We start from the raw sequence: 24,160 nt of genomic DNA, 5'->3' as shown, positions 1-24,160 counted from the left end.
ATGCAGTCTATTAAACCATTAATGGAAGAATTGTATGAAATAGAATTGAATGCGTTAGAAGCGAATGATTCGTTTCCAAAACCACCTAACTGGCGATTGTCACCGCGTGCTGTTCGTACGTTTATTATCGGACAAGAAGAACCGCTTCTTTTGGAAGGAAAAGAAGTGGAAATTAGCCGTAAGTTTTATGGGAATGATGCGCTTGTGGAACGAGCGATTGTTACATTAGCAGGGAATCGCGGACTTATGTTAATTGGGGAGCCTGGGACTGCAAAGACGATGCTGAGTGAGCTACTTACTGCCGCAATATGCAGAAATAGCCGTAACACTGTGCAAGGAACCGCCGCTACGATGGAAGATACAATTAAGTATTCGTGGAACTATGCACTTCTTCTTGCGAAAGGACCTGTAAGGGAGGCGCTTGTGCCAGGGCCTCTCTTCGTTGGGATGAAAAAAGGGATATTAACTAGATTTGAAGAGTTAACGCGTTGCCCACAGGAAGTGCAAGATTCATTGATCAGCGTTCTGAGCGATAAGGTGCTCAATATTCCGGAATTTGGAGAACAAGGAATTCTTACAGCAAAGCCTGGCTTCAATATTATTGCGACGGCTAACACACGCGATCGCGGTGTGAATGAGATGAGTAGTGCATTGAAACGTCGTTTTAATTTTGAAACGGTACATCCAATTCAAGATGTAAAGCTTGAAGCAAAAATAATAGAGTCACAAGTAACGCGGTTATTAAGGGCATCAGGCATCAAACCAAAAGTGGATCAAACGGTTGTTCAGCTGTTAGCGACTGTTTTTCATGAACTTCGAGAAGGGGTAACTGCTGAAGGAAAACGAATTGATCAGCCATCTTCTGTTATGAGTACTGCAGAAGCGGTATCTGTATATTATCAAAGTGCAATGGATGCGTACTATTATGGAAGTGGAGAAGTGAAAATGGATGCGCTTGTTCGATATTTGTCAGGGACGATTGCGAAAGAAAACAAGGATGATTTAGAAAAGTTACGCAGTTATTTTACAAGCATCGTTAAGGCGCGAGGCCAAATAGGAGGAGAGGTATGGAAGTCGTTTTTCGAAGCTCGCAATCAGCTGAAGTAAATGCATTGTTTCAAAGAGCTTACAATTTAGATCGGAACGTCGTATACGTGCCAATTCGCCATCATAGTCCTGCGTGCTCTTTTCATATACAAAAGATTGTTAAATGCTATAAACCAGATGCAATTCTTATAGAAGGCCCGATAGACTGTAACCCACTTATTCCGCATATTGTGAGTGCAGATAGTAAAGCTCCGATTTGTATATATTGCAGTTATGATGATAAAACGAATGTGCTTGAAAGAGGAGAAAGTGGAAAGTACCGTGCGTACTATCCCTTTCTCGACTATTCGCCAGAACTTGTCGCGCTACGAAAAGGCGCTGCACAGAACATTCCTGTTTCATTTATTGATCTTCCTTATAAAGAATATGTGTTTTTAACAAAAAATGAGGAAGAGAATGGGAAACATGATGAGCAATATTTCTGGCATAGCCAATATGTCCGTATGCTTTCGGAAAAAACCGGGTGCCGAAATTTCCATGAGTTTTGGGAGAAATACTTTGAGTTGCAAGGCTTTCATATGACGAGCGAGGAGTTTGTCCGTCAGTTATTTCATTATTGTTATTATACACGCGCGGACTATACGCAGGGGATGTTGACAGAAGACGGTTGTGAAGCCAGGGAGATACATATGGCAAAAGAAATTGAAAAAGCGCGTAAAGTGTATGACAAGGTGCTCGTTATTACTGGAGGCTTTCATGTGAAAGGGCTTCTTGAATTGGAAGGAAAAAAGAAAAAGTTGCCGAAAAGCCCGTTACCTAAATTGTATGCTAAAAACTATCTTATGCCGTATTCCTTTTTGGAAAGTGATCAGATGCGTGGCTATGAGAGCGGAATGCCTGCACCTGCTTTTTACCAACATATTTGGGAGAACAGCGATGAATCGGTAGCTGAGCAATTTATGATACGAATTGCTAGACAGCTAAAGGTAGAAGGAATATCAATGGCAGATGAGATTGAGGCTGCACGAATGATACGTGAACTTGCACTGCTTCGTGGAAAGATGCAACCCGGATTGTATGAATTAATGGACGCAGTGCGCAGTACATTTGTGAAAGGTGAGATATTCTCGGCCAATAAGCCTTTAGCATTGCTTCAGAAGAGTTTGCAAGGGACAAAGCGCGGGGAATTGTCAAAAGAAGCAGATGTGCCGCCGCTCGTGCATGATTTTCGTGCTTCCGTTCGGTCGTTTCGTCTACCGGCCCGTTCAACTGTACCGCAGGAGACGATTCTTGACATATACAAGAAAGAAAGGCACTTGCGCTTAAGTCAATTTTTTCATTGTCTCGCTTTTTTAGGAGTTCCATTTTGCGAGAAGCTACGCGGTCCAAACTTAGCTAGAAAACAGAATATTAATCTTATGCGTGAAACTTGGAAATATCGTTTTTCAGCACAAGTAGAAAGTGCTCTGATAGATATATCTGTGTATGGCGGAACGGTGAAAGAAGCGGCGCAGGAAATGCTAAGAGCAAAGCTACACAAGGCAAAGGGACGGGCTGGAGAGGTGGCCCTTTTATTGCTAGAAGCCTATTTAAGTGGTTTGTTTTCCGACTTTTCCATGTACACCCAATTTATAGATGAAGCTGTGCAAAAGGATGGAGATTTTGCTTCTATGGCAAATTGTGCTTATTATTTATCACAAATAGAAAAAGCAAATCAGCAAGCGGATTACGCTAGGAGTAAAGCACTTTCGTTATTTTCTGTTTTAGATGGGGGCGAACCAGCAATTATTGCAGAAAAGCTTATCGATTTGTATACAATGAAGCCTACAGATCAGCAATTTATTGACGCATTGGAGCTTTATTTGCAAAAGGAAAAAAGAGAAAGTCAAGTAGAGGGAGCGGTATTTGGGCTGTTAACTACTTTAGGAAAGCGGGAAATCGATGAGGTAATGCAAGTGGCAGAAGGGTATTTTTATGGAAGCGGTGATATGCAAAAGCAAGCTCCGATATTTTTGAATGGTTTGTTTGCTGGCGCCAAAGATATCTTTTTATATAACGAATCGTTGCTTAACGGAATGTCTCATGTTCTAGAAGAACTTGATGAAGAGATATTTCTACAAGTGTTGCCACATTTACGCCTCTTATTCAGTCAATTCACGCCGCTTGAAGTGGATACGATTGCTAGACAGATTTCCAAGTTATATGGCGCTACAGAAGAAGCGATAAAAGAAGAACCAATTTCCGAAGAGATGCTGATGTATGTAATGCAGTTAGATCGGAAAGCGAAGGGGATTTTAATGAGACGGGGGCTAGAAGATGGAGAATAACATTTCTTTAAATCGCTGGCGTCTTGTTCTTGGGAAACATGCGGATGATCAAATTACATTTCAGGAAGAAGAACCTGTATACAGAGAAATGGACGAGATGCTGGACTTTTTGTACGAGAGAGAACGCGGAGAAGAGCGCGGTGGATCCTTAGATCCCTCTCAGCTAACAGTGCCGACTTGGATTTCGAAAGTGCGGGAGTTATTTCCGAAAGAAACCATTGAAATTATGGAAAATCATGCGTTAGAGAAATATGAATTAACAGCTCTATTACAGGATAAGCAAACGCTTGAAAAAATGGAACCGAATATGAATTTATTAAAATGCATTTTACAATTTAAAGATTATGTAAAACCGGATGTATTAGACACAGCTAAACGTATTGTAGCGAAAGTCACTGAGGAGTTGCGTCGTAATTTAGAGCAAGAAGTGAAGCACGCATTAAGCGGTAGACCGGATCGAAATCGTTCTAGCCGCGTGCGCACGATGCGTAACTTTGATTTTAAGAAAACGATTCGAAAGAACTTAAAGCATTTTGACAAGGAAACAAACGCCATTCATATTGAAAAACCGTACTTTTACGCTGCCACTAAACATGTTAGCACATGGCGTGTAATCCTCGCAGTAGACGAGAGTGGAAGTATGATTGATTCTGTTATCCATAGCGCAGTTATGGCGGGTATTTTCGCAAGCTTACCGACGATTAAGACAGATTTGTTCATCTTTGATACAGCTGTTGTTGATTTAACGGATCGTATTGATGATCCGGTGGAAACGCTTATGAGTGTACAGCTTGGTGGAGGAACATATATTGCTCAGGCGCTGCGCTACGCAACGAATAAAATCGAGATGCCTCATAAAACAATTGTCGTGCTTGTAACGGATTTATATGAAGGTGGCAGTTACGCTGAAATGTACCGAGAAGCGATGAAGATTGTAGAATCAGGAGCAAAACTGATTGTGCTTACTTCTCTTGATCCGACTGCACAGCCTTTTTATGATAAACAGGCAGCTGAAAAAATGGCGGCGCTCGGTGCTCATGTAGCCGCGTTAACACCAGGGAGGTTGGCACAGTGGATCGCAACAATCATTTCTTAAATGTTCTTTCCTCTATTGATGAAACATATTTAATTGCCATGTCCAACAAAGGAACATATAAGAGAGCAATGAAGGATTTGGCTGCTGCAACAAATATCAAAATGGACGTAGAAGAGGGTGCAGCGCAAATACATCTTGATGATGAAACTACTGTAACGTTTACGGGAGATATACGCAGTTACTCCTGCACTTGTGAAGCACGCTCGATTTGTAAGCATGTCATTATTGCTTTATTAGAAGCAAAGAAGATGTACGAAGGTGAGGAGAACATAAAAGTTGATTTCTCTGCCCTTTTGAATGTGGACGTTCACAATATTGTCTCCGAAAAAATGTGGGCTGAAATGATGTTCCGCGAAACATTTCAGCAAAAGTTTGTTTTGGAAGAAGAGGGTGCTTTAATCGCCTCCTTTCCAGAAGAGGATATAACGGTTCGCTTTCTGACAGCTGAATCGGTAGCTGATGCGATTTGTACATGTAAAGCAGAGGGAATATGCCGGCATAAGGCGGAAGCAATATATTGGTATCAAAAAGAGAGAGGAATTTCGCATGAAACGAAACAGGTACAGTTTCTTATTATTGAGTCGGATAAGCTATCTATTTTCAAAGAGATGATTGAGCAAATTGTTCACTTTGGATTAACACGTCTTACAGAAAAAACAATCTATGAAATAGAACAACTTTCTGTAAAAGCGCGTTCTTTGAAACTAGCAAAGTTAGAAAATTTATTTCGTAAGCTAGGGACTGATATTAGGCTATACCGAATGAAACATGCATCTTTTCAAATGGCATCCTATCGGCAAACGCTGTCCGCGATTTATGAATACATTGTGTTGTTAGAACGTCACCGTCTGCAAGAGAGTCCGTTTCGTTCGGAATATTATGAAGTTCCACCGCTTACTTTGCATGCCTTTGGCGCATCCGGCTGGCAAACGAAGTCCGGTTATGTTGGTGTGACATATTATTTCTATAATCGAGAACAGGAAAAGTGGATCACATACACACAGTCACGTCCCATGTTTTATGAAGGGAGCAACACAACTTCTGAGGACCTCCATGAAAAGCAAGTTCCATGGGGGATTGCAGGGAAGGGATACGAACTGTCTCGTTCATCTCTAGGATTGAAACATGCAAAGCTTAACACCGATTTTCAATTGTCATCTAGCTCACAGACAGTAGGGGAAGTAGACGGAAAAACAAATGTAACAGAGTGGCAATCGCTCTTTATAACCTCATGGGAAGAACTACTAAAAAAAGTAAAAGCGAACAGGTTAGAGGCAAGTAAACAAGGAGTCTTTTGTATCGAATTTGCTGAGATGGAAGAATGGGAGTTTCAGAAGCAAGAGCAAAAATGGATTATACCTCTTATTGATAAAAAGGGGAAAGTATTACAAATGCAAATGATGAAACAACGAGACAATGAGCGGACGATTCGACTTGTAAAAATATATTTGGACTCATTACATGTAAAGAGAATGCTAGTTCATCCTTATCAGGAAGGAACAAAGCTCGTAGTTACACCTGTTATTTTATATACAGAAGTAGGAGAAATTATAAATATTACACTTAATGAAGGGGAAACATTGTATGATAGAGTTAGTGCGCATAATCGATGAATTGGAACAAGCTCTAGATGAGATGCTTGTCTCAGGAGCAGGAACGGTACCTCCTTCTTTTTTTCAAGATATAAAACGAAAATGTGAAAAGTATGGTCTTTCTTATGCAGCCGCGCAACTATTTGTCATAGAGGAAGAACGAAACAAGGCCCGCTTTCTTCATAAAGAAGAAACAGGGAAATTGACGGAAGCGTTTTGCAAGCTGCAGGAATATATTCAAGTTGTAAAGGCTGAAATGCTACATTTATAAAGATGTGATTGAATAGGAATTTAATTTATCCCGTATTAACGGGCAATAAAATTCCCACCTCAAGATTTAGAGAAGCGCAAGGAAGATAGGTAGGAGAGGAACTGCCCGTAAAAGTCTGAATGTTTCAACTAATAATGAGTGGGGAATGAAGAATCCCCCACTCATTACAGTTTCGCTTTATTCATCATATTAGCAGTGGAGAACAAGTAATAGGAATACCCAAGCCTAGACACCCTGACTTTGAAGAAACTTTCTAAACACCTAATCAGTATTTATAGAAAGTCCTTTCGGATAAGAAATCTGTTGATTTGTTATAAAAACGATTATTAAGCCGTTGTAAACCAATATACGGAAAAATAACTTTCTTCCGTTTCCATAACAAAAAATTCATCATTCCATTCTGGTTCATAAGCATAAGCAATTCGGATTCCTTTAATAGGGAACTCGATAGGTTTAATAAGTGGGGCATATCTGTTTCTCAATTCTGTGAATTCTTCTTGGGATATTGTTTTCAGTTCTTCTTGTTCAGCTCTAAATTTTTGTTCGAATTCCCAAATAGGCATATCTTTAACGTGTTTTCCTTTATACCAAAACCAATGCGTATTTCTTCGTTCAATGAATTGGCATGTTGCTGCAAAATCTTCCAAGGTTTTAATCGTGTCGTAACTGTTTTTTCCTTTGCTATGTTCAAAAACATATATTGTCTCTTCACCACAGCTTGATAATTCATCATCTTCTATTACAAAATATTTCATATGTAACATCTCCTAGCTTCTTGTCTTGTAAATAATTAATCTTTTTCTATACCATATTGAACAAGAATAAAAACTAAAAAACTGTTTATGTAAGAATGGAAATTTTGTTAAAATACGCTATTATTCCTTGTGTAAAAGTAATTCATATAAAAGGAAAAAATTGAAAGGTAGGATCAAAATGATTAGTGGCTTAAAAAAAGCGGCCGTATCTTCATTAACAGACAAATGGGGATTGGCGGTATTGTCATCGTTTCTTTATCATATTATTTCTAGGGTTTGTATGCTAATTATAGGATTTCCACTGTTGTTTCTTGGTATCCTATTAAGTGAAATAATGAATTCTAGTTTTTCCATTTCAGGAGACGAAAAGTTAAATGCAGCAGGTGCTTTTTCTTATTTACTTGTTTTCGTTGTTCTATTTATTTGTTTAATAGGTGCACAAGGCATTATGAATTATGGGTATCTTAAAGTTACATTGCGTTTAGCGAAAAAAGAATCTACTACAATTGGTGAGTTATTTGAAGGATTTCGAAAAAGTAATGTGTTTAGATCTATAAAGGTGACTACTTTAATGACTGTATACACACTTTTATGGAGTGTATTATTAATTGTACCAGGTATTATAAAATTTATCTCTTATTCTATGGCTTACTATATTTTGTTAGATCATCCAGAATATACGGCGAGTGAAGCAATTAAAAAGAGTCAAGAACTGATGAAAGGACATAAATTAGATTTATTCCTACTATCGTTAAGTTTTATCGGATGGTTTATTTTAGGGGTTATCATCGGATTTTTCACATTTGGTATCCCGTTTCTTTGGATCTATCCATACTACATTACAACAGTATCGCATTTCTACTTGAAAATAGTGAATAGAGATACTGTTATGGAGGAAAAAAAGTTAACTGTTTGATTTTAATTTTGATTCGAAATATTGTATGTATCTTGATTTTATGACAAACACAAAGACTCCATTTTGAAAAAGGAATGATTAAAATGGAGTTCTTTCTTGAAAAGTGGTGTAAAGATTTTATAAAAAAGTTTGATTGTTTTGTTATCTGTTATTTCATTGACGCCCCCATAACTTTAAGTGCGCTTCTTCATAATCATAATAGTTGTAATCATTTTAATCATATATTCCCCATTCAAACAAAAAATAATGGCTATCAGATTGTCCGAATATGTAATCATAAACATATCCCTTTTGTACTTGTATTGTTTCAATATGATTCAATCTAATTAAGAGTTCTTTAATAACTTGTTCTGGTACATTCACATCAGCTAAATCCCTTTTAAATCTACTTATAAAATCATTTTTGTTTAATAACTCTAAGCTATTACATACTCTTGAATAGTATGCGTTAATCCAGAAATCTTTTAGTGCGGTTAGCCATTGTTTATCTGAAGGGTCTGGTTCATCAACAATATCCCATTCCTCTCCATCGAACAATTCTTTTTTAAATAGTGCAGAAAATGCCTCTTGAATAGTATCAAATTGATTTTTTCTGGCAAATATTAAGTCTACTTGCTTCACATGTTTATCTTTGAATTCGTATACATCGAATGATAAATTTGATAATCTTACTTTTGCGATCTGTCTGGCAAATAAATTGAGATCATCAAACAATTTTTGAATTTCTTTATTCATCATAATCCTCACCCCTTTTTTAGAGTTCTGGTATCTTAATTATTGATATTTAATTAATCCGTGTTGTTGGTCCACTAAGAAAAAATGAAGTGTAAGTAATTCTTTAATTGAAAGAGACAAAATATCGTAAATTTATTTTAAAAACACAAATACAACTTTTCAGTCTACAACTATTTTTTAACAGTCTAATACTTTATTCTATAGTCTAAAACATTTTTTAAATGAAATAAATATTAGATCCTTTTTTATTTGTAATACGGCAAGGTCTACTTTATTGGAGCGTTTATGGGAGTAGAACATCGCTTAAACGCTAAATATTACAGAGTAAATAAGGGGGAATCTGGAGGGAAAACATTTTCTATAAACTTTATACATGTTATCATATTTTCAGCAAGTCAATGAAGAAAAAGTCAGAAGAGTTAAAAGAATTATCTAAACTTTATTTAGAGTTGATGGAAAAATAAGTAGGTTATAGTGTGGACAAAAAGATTTCCCAGTACAATATAATGTAGGTAAAGTGATGATTTATGTAAAAGATGGGGTGGAAATCATACAAGGCGGTTTAGATAAAGGTGAAAAAATGGAAGTTGGTATAGGTAGTGCAAGGTAAGAGACAGCTTCTAAGTTAATAGATGCAGCAAACAAAGAAGCAAAAAAATCTAAGTAACCTAACTGTAGGGAAGTGTGATATATCTACAGACTATCCCATAATTAGTGCAACAAAAAATGCAGTTAAAGAGGTAATAGTAAGGGAACTCAATTTAAGTAGCTGTAGAATATAAAAGTTTTATACTGGATTTAAGTATAGAGTTATAAAGTAAATTATCTACAGAAAAATTTTATGAATTCTAAAGTTTAATGCATGATAAAAATCCAGTTCAAAGCTTTTTGATTTCACATATATTCTAAAAAATAACTATTACCAACCTACTAAAACAGAGGTAGCACCACATCGCTATCAAACTAAAAAAAGCAAATAGCTCCTTTAAGTTGATGGGCATTTAGCAATACTCCAAACTGGATAGTATAATTATTTATAATAACAACTAAGACAATCAAATAGATTTTAGTTGAAGAACAAGTCATAATAAAAGGCTGTTTAATATATTAAATAGTTTATGTTCTTTTGTTTTTCTAAATTTAATAGCTAAGAAGAAAATAGGAATTAGAGGAGGGAGAAAATTGAGGTTTTTTACGATATTTGCATCAAGGAATGATACAAGTGATGTAGAAGGTTTCATTACTCAAGTTTTCAAAAATGGGTTCAAGGTTGACCGCAATAAAAATGAATATACCATTCAATCGAAAAGACTATTTGGCAAAAATAAAATTATTATTCGGGTGGATTCTGAAGAATCATCTCCTGATTATTTTTCCAATAATATTCCTGGAATGATGCACATGTACGATCAAATTGAATTTCAAGAAGAACATCTTAAGAGAATGGTTTTGGCACAAATTTCTGTAATTAATACCATAATTGCTATAGAGACGAAGAAGGATTATAGTGATGAATACGTGGAGCTGTTTCTTAAATTACTTAATCAGGTAAACGGTATTGGTTTTATCCCTGATCGAACTCTCATCGGGAATGATGGAAAAGTAATTGTATTTCCGGATGGATCCTCTGGTCCTTCAGAATTTACTCCTCAAGCATGTACGAACAAAATAATGGGACAGAATAGTACTTCTACCGATGGGGAGAAAAGAAAACAGGAATCGATAAGCTACCTGCAAGATAAAGGGATTCCATATATCGAAGGATTGCCTCAATTGCCTCCTTTGACAAGTATTCAGTTAAGAAATCGAGAAGAGATTACGAAGAGAGCGGTAGCTTTGTTGATTGTCATACAATATGCTTGTGATGTTGCCCAAGAAGGAGATTTGGAAAATTCCAAAGAGTTTGTCATGGGGCTGCTGAACAAATTTGATGTGGTTGAATCATTAACGAGGCAGGAAAGAAATTTCCTAACTTCAGAGCAACCTGACGTGAAAGAAGCGATACAGATTGCATGGCAGTATGAAGCCCAATGGGTTTTACTTTGGTCAATTGGTCTCGTGAATAAACTGAAATTTCCAAAAGAAATCTATGACTGTCATTATGCAATTAAACTTGTTTCTGGTTGTAGTTCTTTTAATGAATTTTATCAACAAACAAGATTGCGAAGTGCAGAAGAGATTTTGGATGAGGCCGACCTCATTTATCGGCTTCATTGGGCTTGTGTACATGATAGAATTAATGAGAGAGAAGCAACTGCAGGTATGCAGGAAAGTATTGTTATTGAAAGACGAAGGGGCTTGTTTTGGTTAATCAATTATAAAAATGAAGATTGGGATTGCATCTCCATGGATACATAATCTATATTCTTTGTTCTGTACAGCTTTTGTATTTTAGATAATAAAATTATTGCTTCATCAGTTCAATCTCTTACAGAAAAACGGATGGAAATTCCATAGGTATGAGAAAAAACAGTTTTTAATATCCTAGGCCTCATATACAACTTTTCTATGTTAAATCACTTGATTCGTACATTTTGAACGGATTTGTTATCGTTACTGCAGAAAAAGCATGAATTAAATATTAATCGATGTACATGTTTCAAGCGTATCTATATTGAGTTTGTAAATCTACACAATAAGTTACCTTGTATATAATAAGTGTAGTAGAAGTTCAGTTAGATAAAATTCGGTAGTCGAATTTTTTTGCATAAAGCTGTATAATGCTTGTAACGAAAAGGAAATACAGGAAAGGATATGTAATGAGTTACTATGGATAAAGATAAACAACAATTAAGCGTTGAAGTTGCAAGATTATATTATCAATCAGATTATAGTCAGCAAGAAATTGCTAATAAATTAAATATTTCAAGACCGACTATCTCTAGATTATTAAAGTACGCGAAAGAAAAAGGATTTGTTCAAATTAGCATAGCCGATCCATTTGCTGATTTAGATAACGTTGGAAATTTACTGAAAGAAAAGTACAACTTGTTAGAGGCGCATGTCGTTTTTTCACCAGTGCCAGAATATGCAACGATTACAGAGTATATTAGTAAATATGCAGCTGAGTATATGGAAAAGACGGTTAAAAACGGTGATATCGTTGGTGTAAGCTGGGGAATGACGATGTATGAAATCGCTAGAAAAATCGTACCGCAACATGTAAAAGGTGTAGAAGTTGTCCAGTTAAAAGGTGGTATTAGTCATTCTAGTGTAAATACATATGCGAATGAGACCATTGCTTTATTTGCAGATGCTTTTCAAACGACGCCAAGAAATCTACCCCTTCCAGTTATATTTGATAATGCAGTGACAAAAGAATTAGTAGAGCAGGATCGACATATTCATCACATTATTGAAATGGGGAAACAAGCGAATATTGCAGTGTTCACTGTAGGAACAGTGCGAGACGAAGCGCTATTATTTCGATTAGGTTATTTCGATATGGATGAAACGAGTTTACTCAAAAAACAATCGGTCGGTGACATTTGTTCACGTTTCTTTGATGGAGACGGAAATATTAGTAGCGAAGAGATTAATCAGCGTACAATTGGAATTGAGTTAGAGGAACTGAAATTAAAGAAACGCTCTATTTTAGTTGCAGGTGGTAATAGAAAAATAAAAGCAATTGATGGTGCGTTACGTGGCGGGTATGCAAATGTATTAATTATCGATCAGCATACAGCTAAAGAACTGTTACATTATCAAAAAGGTTAGAAATAAAAGGCTTTCTCAAGATATTAATTTTGAGAAAGCCTTTTATTTTGTTATGTATGAATTATGGAGTGTTTTTTGAATACAAATTGCCTTTTTAAAAATAATTATGGATATTGAGATACATACTACCATTGTTAATATAAAAGTTTTGTTTTTATATATGAAGTGTTTCTTAGTTAGAATACGCTTTATTTACTACAAGAAAATTACTTTTGAAAAAGGATGAACAAAATTTCAAAAGTGTATTTACATTTGTTCAACTAAGAGTTAGAATGAAGTTGTTAAAAGATATGAGGAGTGAAGATAATGAATATTGCAAAGTTAATTGACCATACAATTTTAAAAGCTAATACTACAAAAGAAGATGTTATGAAAGTAATCGAAGAAGCAAAGGAATATAAATTCGCTTCTGTTTGTATTAATCCTACATGGGTGAAGCTAGCTGCTGAAGAATTAGCTGGACATGATGTAGATGTTTGTACTGTAATCGGTTTCCCATTAGGAGCAAGCACTACTGAAACAAAAGCTTTCGAAACAAAAGATGCTATCGCAAAAGGTGCAACTGAAGTTGACATGGTAATCAACGTAGGCGCTTTAAAAGATGGCGATAACGAGTTCGTTGAAAAAGATATTTATGAAGTAGTACAAGCAGCAAAAGGAAAAGCTCTTGTAAAAGTAATCATTGAAACTTGCCTATTAACAGATGAAGAGAAAGTACGCGCTTGTGAATTATCAGTAAAAGCTGGTGCTGACTTCGTAAAAACTTCAACTGGATTCTCAACTGGCGGAGCAACTGCTGAAGACATCGCATTAATGCGCAAAACAGTTGGACCAAACGTTGGTGTAAAAGCATCTGGTGGCGTTCGTACACGTGAAGATGCAGACAAAATGGTAGCTGCTGGAGCTTCTCGCGTTGGAGCAAGTGCTAGTGTTGCAATCGTATTAAATGATGCAAAAGGTGCTACAGATAACTACTAATCATTAATAAAGTTAAGAGCAATAGATACACAAAGTAAAGTGTATCTATTGCTTTAACAATTGAAAAAAATGTAAGCGGATACGAATGGGAGGAGACGGCTTATGAAATATTTAATCGGTATTTTAGGCCTCGTATTGATTTTAGGTATCGCTTGGCTTGCTAGTAATGATAGAAAGAAAGTCAAATATCGCCCAATCATAACGATGGTTATATTACAATTCATTTTGGGGTTTTTATTATTAAATACAAGTGTAGGGAATATATTAATTAGCGGAATAGCAGATGGTTTTGGAGAGCTATTAAAATATGCCGCTGACGGTGTGAATTTCGTATTTGGTGGATTAGTAAATCAAAAAGAGTTTTCGTTCTTTTTAAGTGTATTAATGCCAATCGTATTTATTTCAGCTTTAATAGGTATTTTGCAACACATTAAAGTATTACCTATTATTGTGAAATCTATCGGTCTAGCATTAAGTAAAGTAAATGGAATGGGGAAACTAGAATCATATAACGCTGTTGCTTCTGCGATTTTAGGACAATCTGAAGTGTTTATTTCAGTTAAGAAACAACTAGGATTATTGCCAGAGAAAAGAATGTATACATTATGTGCATCTGCAATGTCTACCGTTTCAATGTCTATCGTTGGATCATATATGGTGTTATTAAAACCACAATATGTTGTAACCGCTTTAGTGCTTAACTTATTCGGTGGTTTTATTATCGCTTCTATCATTAACCCTTATGAAGTTACTGAAGAAGAAGATATGTTAGAAGTACAAGAAGAAGAGAAAAAGACTTTCTTTGAAGTATTAGGGGAATACATTATAGATGGATTTAAAGTTGCAATTACAGTAGCAGCTATGTTAGTCGGTTTCGTTGCTTTAATCGCATTCATTAATGCAGTATTTAAAGGTGTAATTGGTATTTCATTCCAAGAAATTCTTGGTTATGTATTTGCACCATTTGCATTTATTATGGGTGTACCTTGGCATGAAGCAGTTAATGCCGGAAATATTATGGCAACAAAATTAGTATCAAATGAATTTGTCGCTATGACAGATTTAGCACAAGGAAACTTTAATTTCTCAGATAGAACGACAGCGATTATATCTGTATTCTTAGTTTCATTTGCAAACTTCTCTTCAATTGGAATTATTGCAGGGGCAGTTAAGAGCTTAAATGAAAAGCAAGGGAATGTAGTCGCAAGATTTGGTTTGAAATTACTTTTCGGTGCAACGTTAGTAAGTTTCTTATCAGCAACAATCGTAGGCTTATTATTTTAATAGATTCATATCATATAAAAAGGAATGGTGATTGTAATGAGAATGGTAGATATTATTGCGAAAAAACGTGACGGCAAAGAATTAACGACTGAAGAAATCAAATTCTTTATTAATGGATATACAGACGGAAGTATTCCTGATTATCAAGTGAGTGCACTTGCAATGGCAATCTTCTTTAAAGATATGACAGATCGCGAACGTGCAGATTTAACGATGGCGATGGTTGAGTCTGGAGAAACGATCGATTTATCAGCAATTGAAGGAATTAAAGTAGACAAACATTCAACTGGCGGTGTTGGTGATACGACAACATTAGTATTAGGACCATTAGTAGCTGCTTTAGATGTACCAGTAGCAAAAATGTCTGGTCGTGGTTTAGGACATACAGGCGGAACAATTGATAAATTAGAAGCGGTAGAAGGATTCCACGTTGAAATTACGAAAGAGCAGTTCATTGATATTGTAAACCGTGACAAAGTAGCTGTTATTGGACAAACTGGAAACTTAACACCTGCAGATAAAAAGATTTATGCATTACGTGATGTAACAGGAACAGTAAACTCAATTCCTTTAATCGCGAGTTCAATTATGAGTAAAAAAATTGCAGCTGGTGCTGACGCAATCGTACTTGATGTAAAAACAGGTGCTGGCGCATTTATGAAAACAGAAGAAGATGCAAAAGAATTAGCACATGCAATGGTACGTATCGGAAATAATGTAGGACGTCAAACTATGGCTGTTATTTCAGATATGTCACAACCGCTTGGTTTTGCGATTGGTAACGCTCTAGAAGTGAAAGAAGCGATTGATACGTTAAAAGGTGAAGGTCCAGAAGATTTAACGGAATTAGTACTTGTATTAGGTAGCCAAATGGTCGTACTTGCGAAAAAAGCAAATACATTAGAAGAAGCTCGTGAAATGCTAATTGAAGTTATGAAAAACGGAAAAGCAACTGAGAAGTTTAAAGAGTTCTTAAGCAATCAAGGCGGAGATAGCTCAATTGTAGACAATCCAGAAAAAATGCCACAGGCGAAGTATGTAATTGATGTACCAGCAAAAGCTTCAGGTGTTATTTCTAACATTGTTGCAGATGAAATCGGTATCGCAGCTATGTTACTAGGTGCTGGCCGTGCGACAAAAGAAGATGAAATTGATTTAGCAGTAGGATTAATGTTACGTAAAAAAGTTGGCGATGCAGTAAAAGAAGGCGAGCCATTCGTAACAATCTATGCGAACCGTGAAAATGTAGAAGATGTAAAAGCTAAAATTTATGAGAACATTTCTATCGCCGAAACAGCAGTTGCTCCTAAATTAGTTCATACAGTTATTACTGACTAATCATAATTACGTTTACTTTGAGGAGGAAAAAATATGGATAAGAAAAAATATATCGAAGAAGCAAATAAGATGTTATCAAAAGCATATATTCCGTATTCGAAATTTCCTGTTGGTGCAGCGTTAGTTACGAAAGAAGGTAAAATCTATACTGGTTGTAATATAGAAAATGCTTCTTATGGTTTATGTAACTGTGCAGAAAGAACAGCAATCTTTAAAGCAGTATCAGAAGGTGAGCGCGATTTTAGTTACTTAGTTATTACAGGCGAAACAGACGGACCGATTTCACCATGTGGTGCTTGTAGACAAGTGATTGCTGAATTCTGTGAACCGAAAATGCCAGTTTTACTAATGAATGTAAAAGGCGATGAAAAAGAAGTGACTGTTGAGCAATTACTTCCAGGTGCTTTCTCAATAGAAGATTTAAAATAAGTTGAAAAGCCATTCCGCAATTATTAATTGTGGAATGGCTTTTTTATTTTCAAAAGTTGAATGTAATATTTTGTTCATATTCCGTTCATAAACTTTGCGTAAAATGATTGCAGCGAATATAGAAAGTTTACAGCAGGAGGAATAGAATGAAGAAATTATATAATGCAGCATTCATTTACTTAATTATCGGTTTATTATCAGGAGTATTTGCAAGAGAGTATTCGAAAGCACAAGGAATTAAAGGATCCACAATGTTGCAATTAGTGCATACACACGTATTAGTGCTCGGCTTCGTCTTCTTTTTAATCGCTTTGGCTCTATTTAAAGTATTTCATGTCCATGAAACAAAGAGTTTTCATGCGTGGTTTGTTGTTTATAATGTAGGAGTAATTTTTACTGTCGCTACAATGCTATGGAGAGGGCTTCTACAAGTAAATGGAACTGACTTTAATGGTTTAAGCCATATGGCTGGATTAGGTCATGTTATTATAAGTATCGGGCTCGTTTGGTTTATGATTTTGCTCAAAAAGTCTTTTAAATAGATAGGTGTGGGGGAGAGTATGATAGCACTTTTATCAAGTATTGTAGCAGTTTGTATGGCTTTTGGGGTCATGTTTCTTCGCTTTAAAGCAGCGAAAAAACCGGTAACGAAAAAGAAAATTATATTACCGCCAATTTTTATGAGTACTGGTGCAATGATGTACTTCTTACCAGAGTTTCGATTAACATCGTTAGAAATAGTAGAGGCGATTAGTATAGGACTTATTTTCTCTATATTTCTTATTAAAACAACTAAGTTTGAAATAAGAAACGAACATATATATATGAAACCGTCAAAAGCATTCATCTTTATTTTAGTAGGCTTATTGGCTGTACGAGTAGCGTTAAAATCGTATTTAAGTCAATCAATTGATTTAGCAGAGTTAAGCGGAATGTTTTTCTTACTTGCATTTGCGATGATTGTATCGTGGAGAATTGCGATGTATCGTTCGTATACTAAATTAGAAAAGACAATAAAAAGAGCTGGAATTTCTATATAGGAAATCCAGCTCTTTTTATGTTTTATTAAAATTCTTTAGCGCGGAACTCATTTGCTTAATTTTAAACGTATTTGAGCATCTTGTAATGCGGCTGGTGTAACGTTAAGACCATGTTGATCAACAATTTTTGTGTTTAATAAAATGGAATCTAAACTTCCACGAAATGTTTTTGTATAGTTTTGACGCAACATTTGTTGTTCTTGTTTTTCATCAACTGTTAATCCAGATGCTTTTTCTTTTTTTGATAATTCGTTAATACGGAATAAAATGTTTTTCATTTGTTTCACCTCTAGTTAGATTCAATTACATTAGTTACTTACTAATGTATAGTTATTGTAACCTATCTTTTAATAAGTGTCAATGCCTATAAACATTCCTTGTTTTGTAAGTGTATGGGGTGATAAATAATGAAAAAACTACAAATATTTGAAATAGAAAAGATGTTAATATACAATACCTTAGTAGGGTATATAAAGTATTATTTTACTTTATGAGAGTAATAAGCAAAAAGGAGTATGTAATAATGAATGCAGTAATTTCAAAGAAAGAAACAATCATCTCATATACGATTGCTATTTTATTTATTTTAGCTATGGTAACAGCTGGTGTGTTATTAAATGATCCGGAAGTCATTTTGCCAGAAATAGCTGCGATGGCAGTTGCTTTATGGGCATATCGTGAGCCAGGGTGGCTAAGACAACCTGATAAAATTTTTATTGCACCGTCAATAACGGCTGTGATAGGTTTTATGGTGAATCAAATGGATATAGCCTATTTAGGGAAAGTAAGCTTAACGCTTGTATTCATGATGCTGTTTTTACGTGTAATTCAATCCAATTTAGCACCATCAATTGCGACAGGTTTATTACCATTAGTAACAAATGCGACGGAATGGTCATTTGTTATCGCGGTATTTGCTTTAACATTTATTTTAATGATAGGTGTTCTTATATTTAAATTGAACAACGGTATTGAGCGAAAAGTGCAAATACAGTATAAATATATGACTGTATTTCTAATACTAAATTTCGTATGGATCAGTTTATGTTGGATAACTGGTTATGAACAATTAGCAGTTATTCCACCAATATTAGTTGTTGTGTATGAATCACTTCAAAAGCCGATGTACAATGAAAAAATGGCTTTTAAACAAATATTAGTATTAACTGCATCTGCAACTGTTGGAACGTTATTGTACTTTACGATTGATTCATGGATTGTAGTCACTTTATTAAATATGATATTAATGCTTATTTTATTAAAAATCGTTGGAGTACGTATTCCAGCAGCGTATGCATTTCCACTATTGCCGCTCGTATTTCCAGATGAAATGATAAAGATGTTACCAGTAGCTTCATTTGTTGCGGGAGTATTTTTATTTGGTGCAGTACTACTGTATAAAAAGTGGGAGATGAAGCAAAAGGGTATGCAAATGTAGAGAAGGAAATACAATCCTTAGTTAGCATAAAAAATAGACACCTGCGGGTGTCTATTTTCATTAAATGAAGTTTAGCTTAACTCATTTAAACAATTAACAAGTTCTGCCGCTTTAGAAAAGAATGGTGAATGATCAGCTTCCAAAGTAATTATTTTCGTGCAAGGAGTTTCTGTATTCATTCGGCGCTGAAAATCAATGGGAATCGCTCTATCTAGAGTCGTTTCGATATAAATACGATCTATAGTTCCGAAGTTCTCTGCAGATATTTTTATCTCTTGCTGGAATGGACCTAGTGGTTGAGGACGCATTTGTTTGAAAGAAGATTCTTTAATAGCTTCATTTTCTGTAGCATTTAAAAATGTTTGTTCAGTCAACTCTGGTATAAGTTCTGCAGTCATGTCATTCTCATTAATTGAGAATTGTGGACCAGCTTCACCATCTAATTTACTACCAAGACTTTCTCCGTTTTGTGGTAAGAATGCACAAAGATATACTAATTTATCGATTTTATTTGGTATAAGTTCAGCTGTTTGCGTGATTACAATTCCACCCATACTATGTCCAACAAGAATAACTTTTTCATTTTGTTGATCTATAGTAGCTGTTACTGCATTAACATAAGAATCTAACGTTACATTTTGGGAGGGAGTCATATCTTTTCCGCTTCCAGGTAAATCTAGTGTAACAACTGTGTGACCTAAAGCCTCAAGCTGAGGTTTTACTAATTCCCATGCCCATTCACCTTGCCATGCTCCATGTATTAAAATGTAAGTACTCATTTAATCAACACTCCTCTAATGTTTATATGCCTTATTTTTTCGTAATATTGATGGTGTATACTTAGTGTATAGGAAGTGGTTTGATAAATATAATGAAGGTTATTTATAGATGATATAAATATCTTTTATATAAGGAGAACAGAATGAACGTTTTTGATTTTAAAGTTTTTAAAAATGTGGCTCGGTTGAACAGCATTAGTTTAGCAGCGAAAGAATTACATATGACACAGCCGGCTATAACTCATATCATAAACAAATTAGAGAAACGATATGCTTTAACTTTATTTGATCGCTCTAGACAAGGAACGATGTTAACTGAAAATGGAAAGGAATTTTTAGTTGGTGTGAATCGACTTCTAATGGAGTATGAAAAACTTGAGGAAACAGCTTTCCAGTTGAAGAATAAAAGCTTGTATAAAATTGTACTAGCTACGTATCCTTCCGTTACTGTATATTGTTTGGCGGAGTGTATCCAGCTAGGTAATATTGATCAAAGTCAGTACGTGCTTGCAGTTCGAGAAGGAAGCTATCAAGAAGTATTAGATTGGCTGTCTTCTGGAAGTGCTGATTTTTCTATTTCTATAAAAGAAAATTTAATACAAGGATTTCATTATGAAGTTATTGGTGAAGATCCTTATGTTATGGTTTCTTCAAAGTTTGTTCCACCTAATCTTACTATTAAAGAGTTGAAAAATTATCCTTTCATTATGCCGCTTTCTGGTTGTAAAGAAGTACTTGAACCATATTTGACGAAAAATGAAATAGTAGTTAATAAAGTGATGGAATCAGAGACCATTAGTTCAGCATTAGCACTTGCTTTACAGGTTAACGGTATAACAATTGTTCCAGTATCAGGACTACATAAGCAAATTATTAATGATTTCATTGTGCAACCGATAGAAATTAGAATTCCACGACAACTTATTATGCAGTGGTCACCTAAAAAAGAGAATGATCCACTGTTTCGGGCATTTGTTATGAATTTGCTAAGCCAACTACAACAAAAGAAAAAATGAATAAATAAAATGATCCAAAAGGTAAGCTCATTTTACTGAAGCTTACCTTTTGGATGTATTACCAATATAGAGCAGTATCATAAAGTCCGATTAAAATGAGTAGGACACCGGCTATACGTTGAATGTTTTTTCCTATTTTTCGGCTCTTTTTAAGTAGTGCCCCATTTAATCCAAGGTAGGAGATGATGAACATTAATATAACGATAGGGAGAGCTGTTCCTACCGAAAAGAATGTCGGAAACAAGTAACCATAATTATATGAGAAAGATAAAGGGATTAATGTTCCGAAAAATAGAACGAACATAGTCGGACAGAAAGCTAACGAAAAGAAAAATCCAAGTAAAAATGAGCTGACTTCACTTTGTTTTCGTATAAATTTGATAGGGAAGATGGTAGAGAAGAAATTACTACCTTTTATAATACCTGACAACATTAGCCCCATTAAAATTAATAAAGGTCCGATCATTTTCCTTAACCACGGGAAATACAAAGTTAATATTTGCTGAATCTCTTTTCCTAAGACCCATACTAATAGTCCAAGCGTTGTAAAAGCTATTATTTTTCCTGAAATGAATAACAATATATGTTTCCATGCATGTCCCTTTTGTAAAGATTGATTGCCATAAAGTGTAATAGCACTAATGTTTCCTGTTAATTGGCAAGGAGCAAGGGTACCTACTACGCCTAATAAAAACGCAAATAAAAGAGGTACTGATTTCGTAGCATTCGCGACATCCATTAAAGGAGACATGAGTTGATAGCTCCATTCACTAATTGTTGAAAACAAGTTATATTCACCCTTCTAATTAAATTGGAATGCTCCCTCTTTAGTAATCTGCTTCCACGTTTTACCCTCATCTGTAGAAAGGAACACATTTGCTTTCAGTGTAGCAAATACGATTTCAGCTGAATTTTGAGGGTTTTGTGATATGTACATAATTGCATCTTTAGCATCTAAAGATGGAGTTTGTATATTTGTCTCTTCATTTGTAGCAATTGATTTCTTCATTATCATTTGTTTATTGATAGGGGCGTAAATAACATCTTCATTACTTAATGTAACTGCTGTCGATTCAAGTGATGTAGATAATAGTTCAAATGTATTTCCGTAATCTGTAGATAAGTAAACACCGTCTTTAGCACTTACCGCGACTACACTAGCTTGATCCGGATGTACGGAAAAGGAATGAATCGTACTCGAAAGACCTTTTAACTTACTATTTTTCCAATCTTGTCCGTTGTTCGTACTAAAATAAAAACCTTGTTGTAATTTAGAATTTGGACGCTCATTGTATAAATAAATTGCTTCCGTATTATATCCGACAGCAAGGTTATGAAAATCAGATTCTCCGTAAAAAGCTAGCTTTTCAAGGGTATTACCGCCATCAGAACTTTTCATTAATCCTAAAGGGTTTTTTAAATTTGCTCCTGGTTCAGGATGACCGCTGGCAAAGAATCCGTTCTTCGTTGCTTGAAATCCCATATAATCATGTAATCCAGTCTTAGTTTCAAGCCATTTTCCATTATGATAAACTTTTATCCCGCTATGAGTGGCGATAGAAACCCCAGGCATATTTCCTGCATAGCCAATTCCGTGAATGTGCTCGATTTTTCCAGATGTAATTTCTTTATAGAAGTCTTGCGGACTCGTATTTGCTGTTTCTATATTTTTTGACTCAGATTGCACCGTTTCTTTCTTCACGGGTGCTGTTTCGGTATTGCTAGAACATCCAGTAATTATGAATAAGGAAGTAATTGCTAACCCAGTTGCTACATAATGTTTCAAAGTTGTGGCTCCTTTCCTATATATGAGATTTTAAGTATATGGAATAAATGTCAAGAAATTGTGGAGTTGTATGCATAATGTAGATTAGAGGGGTACTAGTAAGGGGGATTTTCCTTTTTCTATGAGTACTATTAATTGACGAAAAATTGTAACAATAATAAAATGAATTGATTAGATAATTAGTTTTTTAATCATACATAGAACGCTAGGGGGATTATTATGAAAGCAACATTTTTTGCTCAAAATAGAGAACGATTAGTAAACACATTACCAGACGAATCTATTACTATTTTATTTGCGGGACAAGCACCTCATATGTCAGCGGATGCACATTATAAATTTGTGCCGAATCGGAATTTTTACTATGTAACAGGAATCGATGAACCAAATGTTATTTTCATGTTGAAGAAGGTTGGAAATAGTGTTGAAGAAACACTTTTTATTGAAAAGTCAGATCCAGTAATGGAAAAGTGGGTCGGTAAAACAGTTTCTAACGAAGAAGCAGAGAAAATTTCGGGTATAAAGAAAGTTGTATATTTAGATAGCTTTGAAAAGACAATGTCAAATATACTTTTTACAGAAAATGTGAAGCATCTATATTTAGATTTAGAGCGTCGTGAATGGAATGGTACAGAGACAAAAACATTAGCATTTGCTAAACATGTAAGAGAACAATATCCACACGTAACAATTGGTAATGTATATCCGAATATTTGTGAATTACGAGTGTTTAAAACAGAAGAAGAAATTGAAATTATGAAAGAGGCGATTGCTGTAACGAAAGACGGTATTTACAACGTACTTAAGCATGCAAAAGCAGACATGATGGAATATGAATTAGAAGCTCAGTTTGATTTCATACTAAAATCATCTGGCATTAAGCATCATGCTTTCAATACAATTTTGGCAAGTGGGAAAAATGCTACAGTTCTTCATTATGAAGATAATGATGCACAAATTCAAAATGGCGATTTAGTACTGCTAGATTTAGGCGCTCAAAAAAATTACTATAACGCTGATATTAGTTATACATTCCCGGCAAATGGAACATTCTCTAGTCGCCAAAAACAAATTTATAATATTGTATTAAAAGCATTGAAAGAAACAACAGAGATTATTAAGCCAGGCTTAAAGTTCGCTGCATTAAATGAGCATGCTAAAAAAGTACTTGCAGAAGGGTGTAAAGCAGTTGGTTTAATACAAGAAGATGAGGAACTGTCTAAATATTATTATCATGGTGTCAGCCATTTCCTTGGTTTAGATACGCATGATGTAGGGACATACAAAGATAGAGTGTTAGAAGAAGGCATGGTTATAACAATTGAACCTGGTCTTTATATTGAAGAAGAATCAATCGGCATTCGTATTGAAGATGATATTCTTGTAACGAAAGACGGACATGAAAACTTGTCAAAAGATATCATTAGAGAAGTTGAAGAGATTGAAGCGTTTATGAGAGAAAACAATGTAAATGTAAAAAAAGATGAAGTTGTTACGAAATAACCATTAGAAGAGGCGCTCAATTTTGGGCGTCTTTTTATTTAGCTCATTGTATATCTCCATATTTTCTTGAAAATCATTTTTTATAATGATTTTGAAAAAGAAAAAGGAGGGGT

Annotated in this window: 23 protein-coding genes and 1 pseudogene; 18 read left to right on the top strand and 6 right to left on the bottom strand. The window is 35.1% G+C overall.

All coding sequences use genetic code 11. From position 1 onward, the window contains the following. The 5 genes from QEP67_RS18680 to QEP67_RS18660 are packed head-to-tail and all read left to right on the top strand — an operon-like array spanning window position 1 to window position 6,333. Window positions 1–1,107 (top strand): AAA family ATPase, encoded by a 1,107-nt coding sequence (locus tag QEP67_RS18680; RefSeq protein ID WP_353706370.1) that lies wholly within the window; start codon window positions 1–3, stop codon window positions 1,105–1,107. Further along, window positions 1,068–3,374 carry a DUF5682 family protein gene (locus tag QEP67_RS18675; protein WP_353706369.1) on the top strand — a complete coding sequence of 769 codons (2,307 nt, stop codon included), beginning with the start codon at window positions 1,068–1,070 and terminating at the stop codon, window positions 3,372–3,374. Before QEP67_RS18680 ends, QEP67_RS18675 begins: the two co-directional genes overlap by 40 nt. Then, complete coding sequence (locus QEP67_RS18670; RefSeq protein ID WP_048566906.1) at window positions 3,364–4,470, top strand: VWA domain-containing protein; 1,107 nt, start codon at window positions 3,364–3,366, stop codon at window positions 4,468–4,470. The genes QEP67_RS18675 and QEP67_RS18670 overlap by 11 nt, the downstream gene beginning before the upstream one ends. Next, complete coding sequence (locus tag QEP67_RS18665) at window positions 4,446–6,083, top strand: SWIM zinc finger family protein (protein ID WP_353706368.1); 1,638 nt, start codon at window positions 4,446–4,448, stop codon at window positions 6,081–6,083. Before QEP67_RS18670 ends, QEP67_RS18665 begins: the two co-directional genes overlap by 25 nt. Continuing rightward, the gene (locus QEP67_RS18660) at window positions 6,055–6,333 is read left to right on the top strand and encodes a hypothetical protein (RefSeq protein ID WP_000571716.1); all 279 of its coding nucleotides are present in this window, start codon (window positions 6,055–6,057) and stop codon (window positions 6,331–6,333) included. The genes QEP67_RS18665 and QEP67_RS18660 overlap by 29 nt, the downstream gene beginning before the upstream one ends. Window positions 6,334–6,659: 326 nt before the next feature. Here QEP67_RS18660 and QEP67_RS18655 read toward each other — a convergent pair whose 3' ends face one another. Continuing rightward, window positions 6,660–7,088 (bottom strand): hypothetical protein, encoded by a 429-nt coding sequence (locus tag QEP67_RS18655; protein WP_000873462.1) that lies wholly within the window; start codon window positions 7,086–7,088, stop codon window positions 6,660–6,662. Window positions 7,089–7,266: 178 nt separating this feature from the next. Here QEP67_RS18655 and QEP67_RS18650 point away from each other — a divergent pair, with 178 nt between their 5' ends. Next, complete coding sequence (locus tag QEP67_RS18650; RefSeq protein WP_000623192.1) at window positions 7,267–8,004, top strand: DUF975 family protein; 738 nt, start codon at window positions 7,267–7,269, stop codon at window positions 8,002–8,004. Window positions 8,005–8,217: 213 nt separating this feature from the next. Here QEP67_RS18650 and QEP67_RS18645 read toward each other — a convergent pair whose 3' ends face one another. Then, window positions 8,218–8,742 (bottom strand): hypothetical protein, encoded by a 525-nt coding sequence (locus QEP67_RS18645; RefSeq protein ID WP_000981152.1) that lies wholly within the window; start codon window positions 8,740–8,742, stop codon window positions 8,218–8,220. Between the two features lie 386 nt (window positions 8,743–9,128). Here QEP67_RS18645 and QEP67_RS18640 point away from each other — a divergent pair. The 9 genes and pseudogenes from QEP67_RS18640 to QEP67_RS18600 form a co-directional block, all read left to right on the top strand. Then, window positions 9,129–9,349: pseudogene (locus QEP67_RS18640) on the top strand (hypothetical protein); the annotation flags it as partial. Between the two features lie 572 nt (window positions 9,350–9,921). Continuing rightward, the gene (locus QEP67_RS18635; protein WP_353706367.1) at window positions 9,922–11,097 is read left to right on the top strand and encodes a DUF4272 domain-containing protein; all 1,176 of its coding nucleotides are present in this window, start codon (window positions 9,922–9,924) and stop codon (window positions 11,095–11,097) included. 411 nt (window positions 11,098–11,508) lie between these two features. Continuing rightward, complete coding sequence (locus QEP67_RS18630) at window positions 11,509–12,456, top strand: sugar-binding transcriptional regulator (RefSeq protein WP_016088365.1); 948 nt, start codon at window positions 11,509–11,511, stop codon at window positions 12,454–12,456. Window positions 12,457–12,762: 306 nt separating this feature from the next. Next, window positions 12,763–13,434: a deoxyribose-phosphate aldolase gene (gene deoC, locus QEP67_RS18625; protein ID WP_001017444.1), complete on the top strand. Its 672-nt coding sequence runs from the start codon at window positions 12,763–12,765 to the stop codon at window positions 13,432–13,434. A 102-nt stretch (window positions 13,435–13,536) separates the two neighbouring features. Then, a complete protein-coding gene (locus QEP67_RS18620) occupies window positions 13,537–14,718 on the top strand; it encodes a NupC/NupG family nucleoside CNT transporter (protein ID WP_048566912.1) in 1,182 nt (393 codons plus the stop codon). Window positions 14,719–14,754: 36 nt separating this feature from the next. Then, window positions 14,755–16,056 carry a pyrimidine-nucleoside phosphorylase gene (locus QEP67_RS18615; protein ID WP_002108542.1) on the top strand — a complete coding sequence of 434 codons (1,302 nt, stop codon included), beginning with the start codon at window positions 14,755–14,757 and terminating at the stop codon, window positions 16,054–16,056. Between the two features lie 33 nt (window positions 16,057–16,089). Continuing rightward, window positions 16,090–16,485, top strand: a complete 396-nt coding sequence (locus QEP67_RS18610; RefSeq protein ID WP_000358538.1) for a cytidine deaminase — start codon at window positions 16,090–16,092, stop codon at window positions 16,483–16,485. A gap of 146 nt (window positions 16,486–16,631) precedes the next feature. Continuing rightward, window positions 16,632–17,027, top strand: a complete 396-nt coding sequence (locus QEP67_RS18605; RefSeq protein WP_000737865.1) for a DUF2871 domain-containing protein — start codon at window positions 16,632–16,634, stop codon at window positions 17,025–17,027. A gap of 18 nt (window positions 17,028–17,045) precedes the next feature. Continuing rightward, window positions 17,046–17,525, top strand: coding sequence for a cytochrome c biogenesis protein CcdC (locus QEP67_RS18600; RefSeq protein ID WP_048566913.1), 480 nt, complete (start codon window positions 17,046–17,048; stop codon window positions 17,523–17,525). 47 nt (window positions 17,526–17,572) lie between these two features. On the opposite strand, the gene QEP67_RS18595 is transcribed toward QEP67_RS18600, so the two are convergent. Continuing rightward, a complete protein-coding gene (locus QEP67_RS18595; RefSeq protein ID WP_000789775.1) occupies window positions 17,573–17,803 on the bottom strand; it encodes a DUF896 domain-containing protein in 231 nt (76 codons plus the stop codon). A 245-nt stretch (window positions 17,804–18,048) separates the two neighbouring features. Here QEP67_RS18595 and QEP67_RS18590 point away from each other — a divergent pair, with 245 nt between their 5' ends. Continuing rightward, window positions 18,049–18,963 carry an HPP family protein gene (locus QEP67_RS18590; RefSeq protein WP_000994729.1) on the top strand — a complete coding sequence of 305 codons (915 nt, stop codon included), beginning with the start codon at window positions 18,049–18,051 and terminating at the stop codon, window positions 18,961–18,963. Between the two features lie 71 nt (window positions 18,964–19,034). On the opposite strand, the gene QEP67_RS18585 is transcribed toward QEP67_RS18590, so the two are convergent. Beyond that, on the bottom strand, window positions 19,035–19,742 hold the full coding sequence (locus tag QEP67_RS18585; protein WP_353706366.1) for an alpha/beta fold hydrolase: 708 nt from the start codon (window positions 19,740–19,742) through the stop codon (window positions 19,035–19,037). Window positions 19,743–19,885: 143 nt separating this feature from the next. Here QEP67_RS18585 and QEP67_RS18580 point away from each other — a divergent pair, with 143 nt between their 5' ends. Then, window positions 19,886–20,758 carry a LysR family transcriptional regulator gene (locus QEP67_RS18580; RefSeq protein ID WP_353706365.1) on the top strand — a complete coding sequence of 291 codons (873 nt, stop codon included), beginning with the start codon at window positions 19,886–19,888 and terminating at the stop codon, window positions 20,756–20,758. 58 nt (window positions 20,759–20,816) lie between these two features. Here QEP67_RS18580 and QEP67_RS18575 read toward each other — a convergent pair whose 3' ends face one another. Together QEP67_RS18575 and QEP67_RS18570 are read right to left on the bottom strand one after the other, a co-directional pair. Further along, complete coding sequence (locus QEP67_RS18575; protein WP_239661036.1) at window positions 20,817–21,545, bottom strand: sulfite exporter TauE/SafE family protein; 729 nt, start codon at window positions 21,543–21,545, stop codon at window positions 20,817–20,819. Window positions 21,546–21,560: 15 nt separating this feature from the next. After that, on the bottom strand, window positions 21,561–22,544 hold the full coding sequence (locus QEP67_RS18570; protein ID WP_048566917.1) for a F510_1955 family glycosylhydrolase: 984 nt from the start codon (window positions 22,542–22,544) through the stop codon (window positions 21,561–21,563). A gap of 219 nt (window positions 22,545–22,763) precedes the next feature. Here QEP67_RS18570 and QEP67_RS18565 point away from each other — a divergent pair, with 219 nt between their 5' ends. After that, complete coding sequence (locus tag QEP67_RS18565) at window positions 22,764–24,047, top strand: aminopeptidase P family protein (RefSeq protein ID WP_000648254.1); 1,284 nt, start codon at window positions 22,764–22,766, stop codon at window positions 24,045–24,047. The last annotated feature ends 113 nt before the right edge of the window (window positions 24,048–24,160 follow it).

It is taken from the genome of Bacillus cereus group sp. MS39, assembly GCF_040448665.1.
Taxonomy (GTDB): domain Bacteria; phylum Bacillota; class Bacilli; order Bacillales; family Bacillaceae_G; genus Bacillus_A; species Bacillus_A wiedmannii.
Note: the sequence above shows the minus strand (reverse complement) of the source record. Positions and strands in the feature narration are given on the sequence as shown.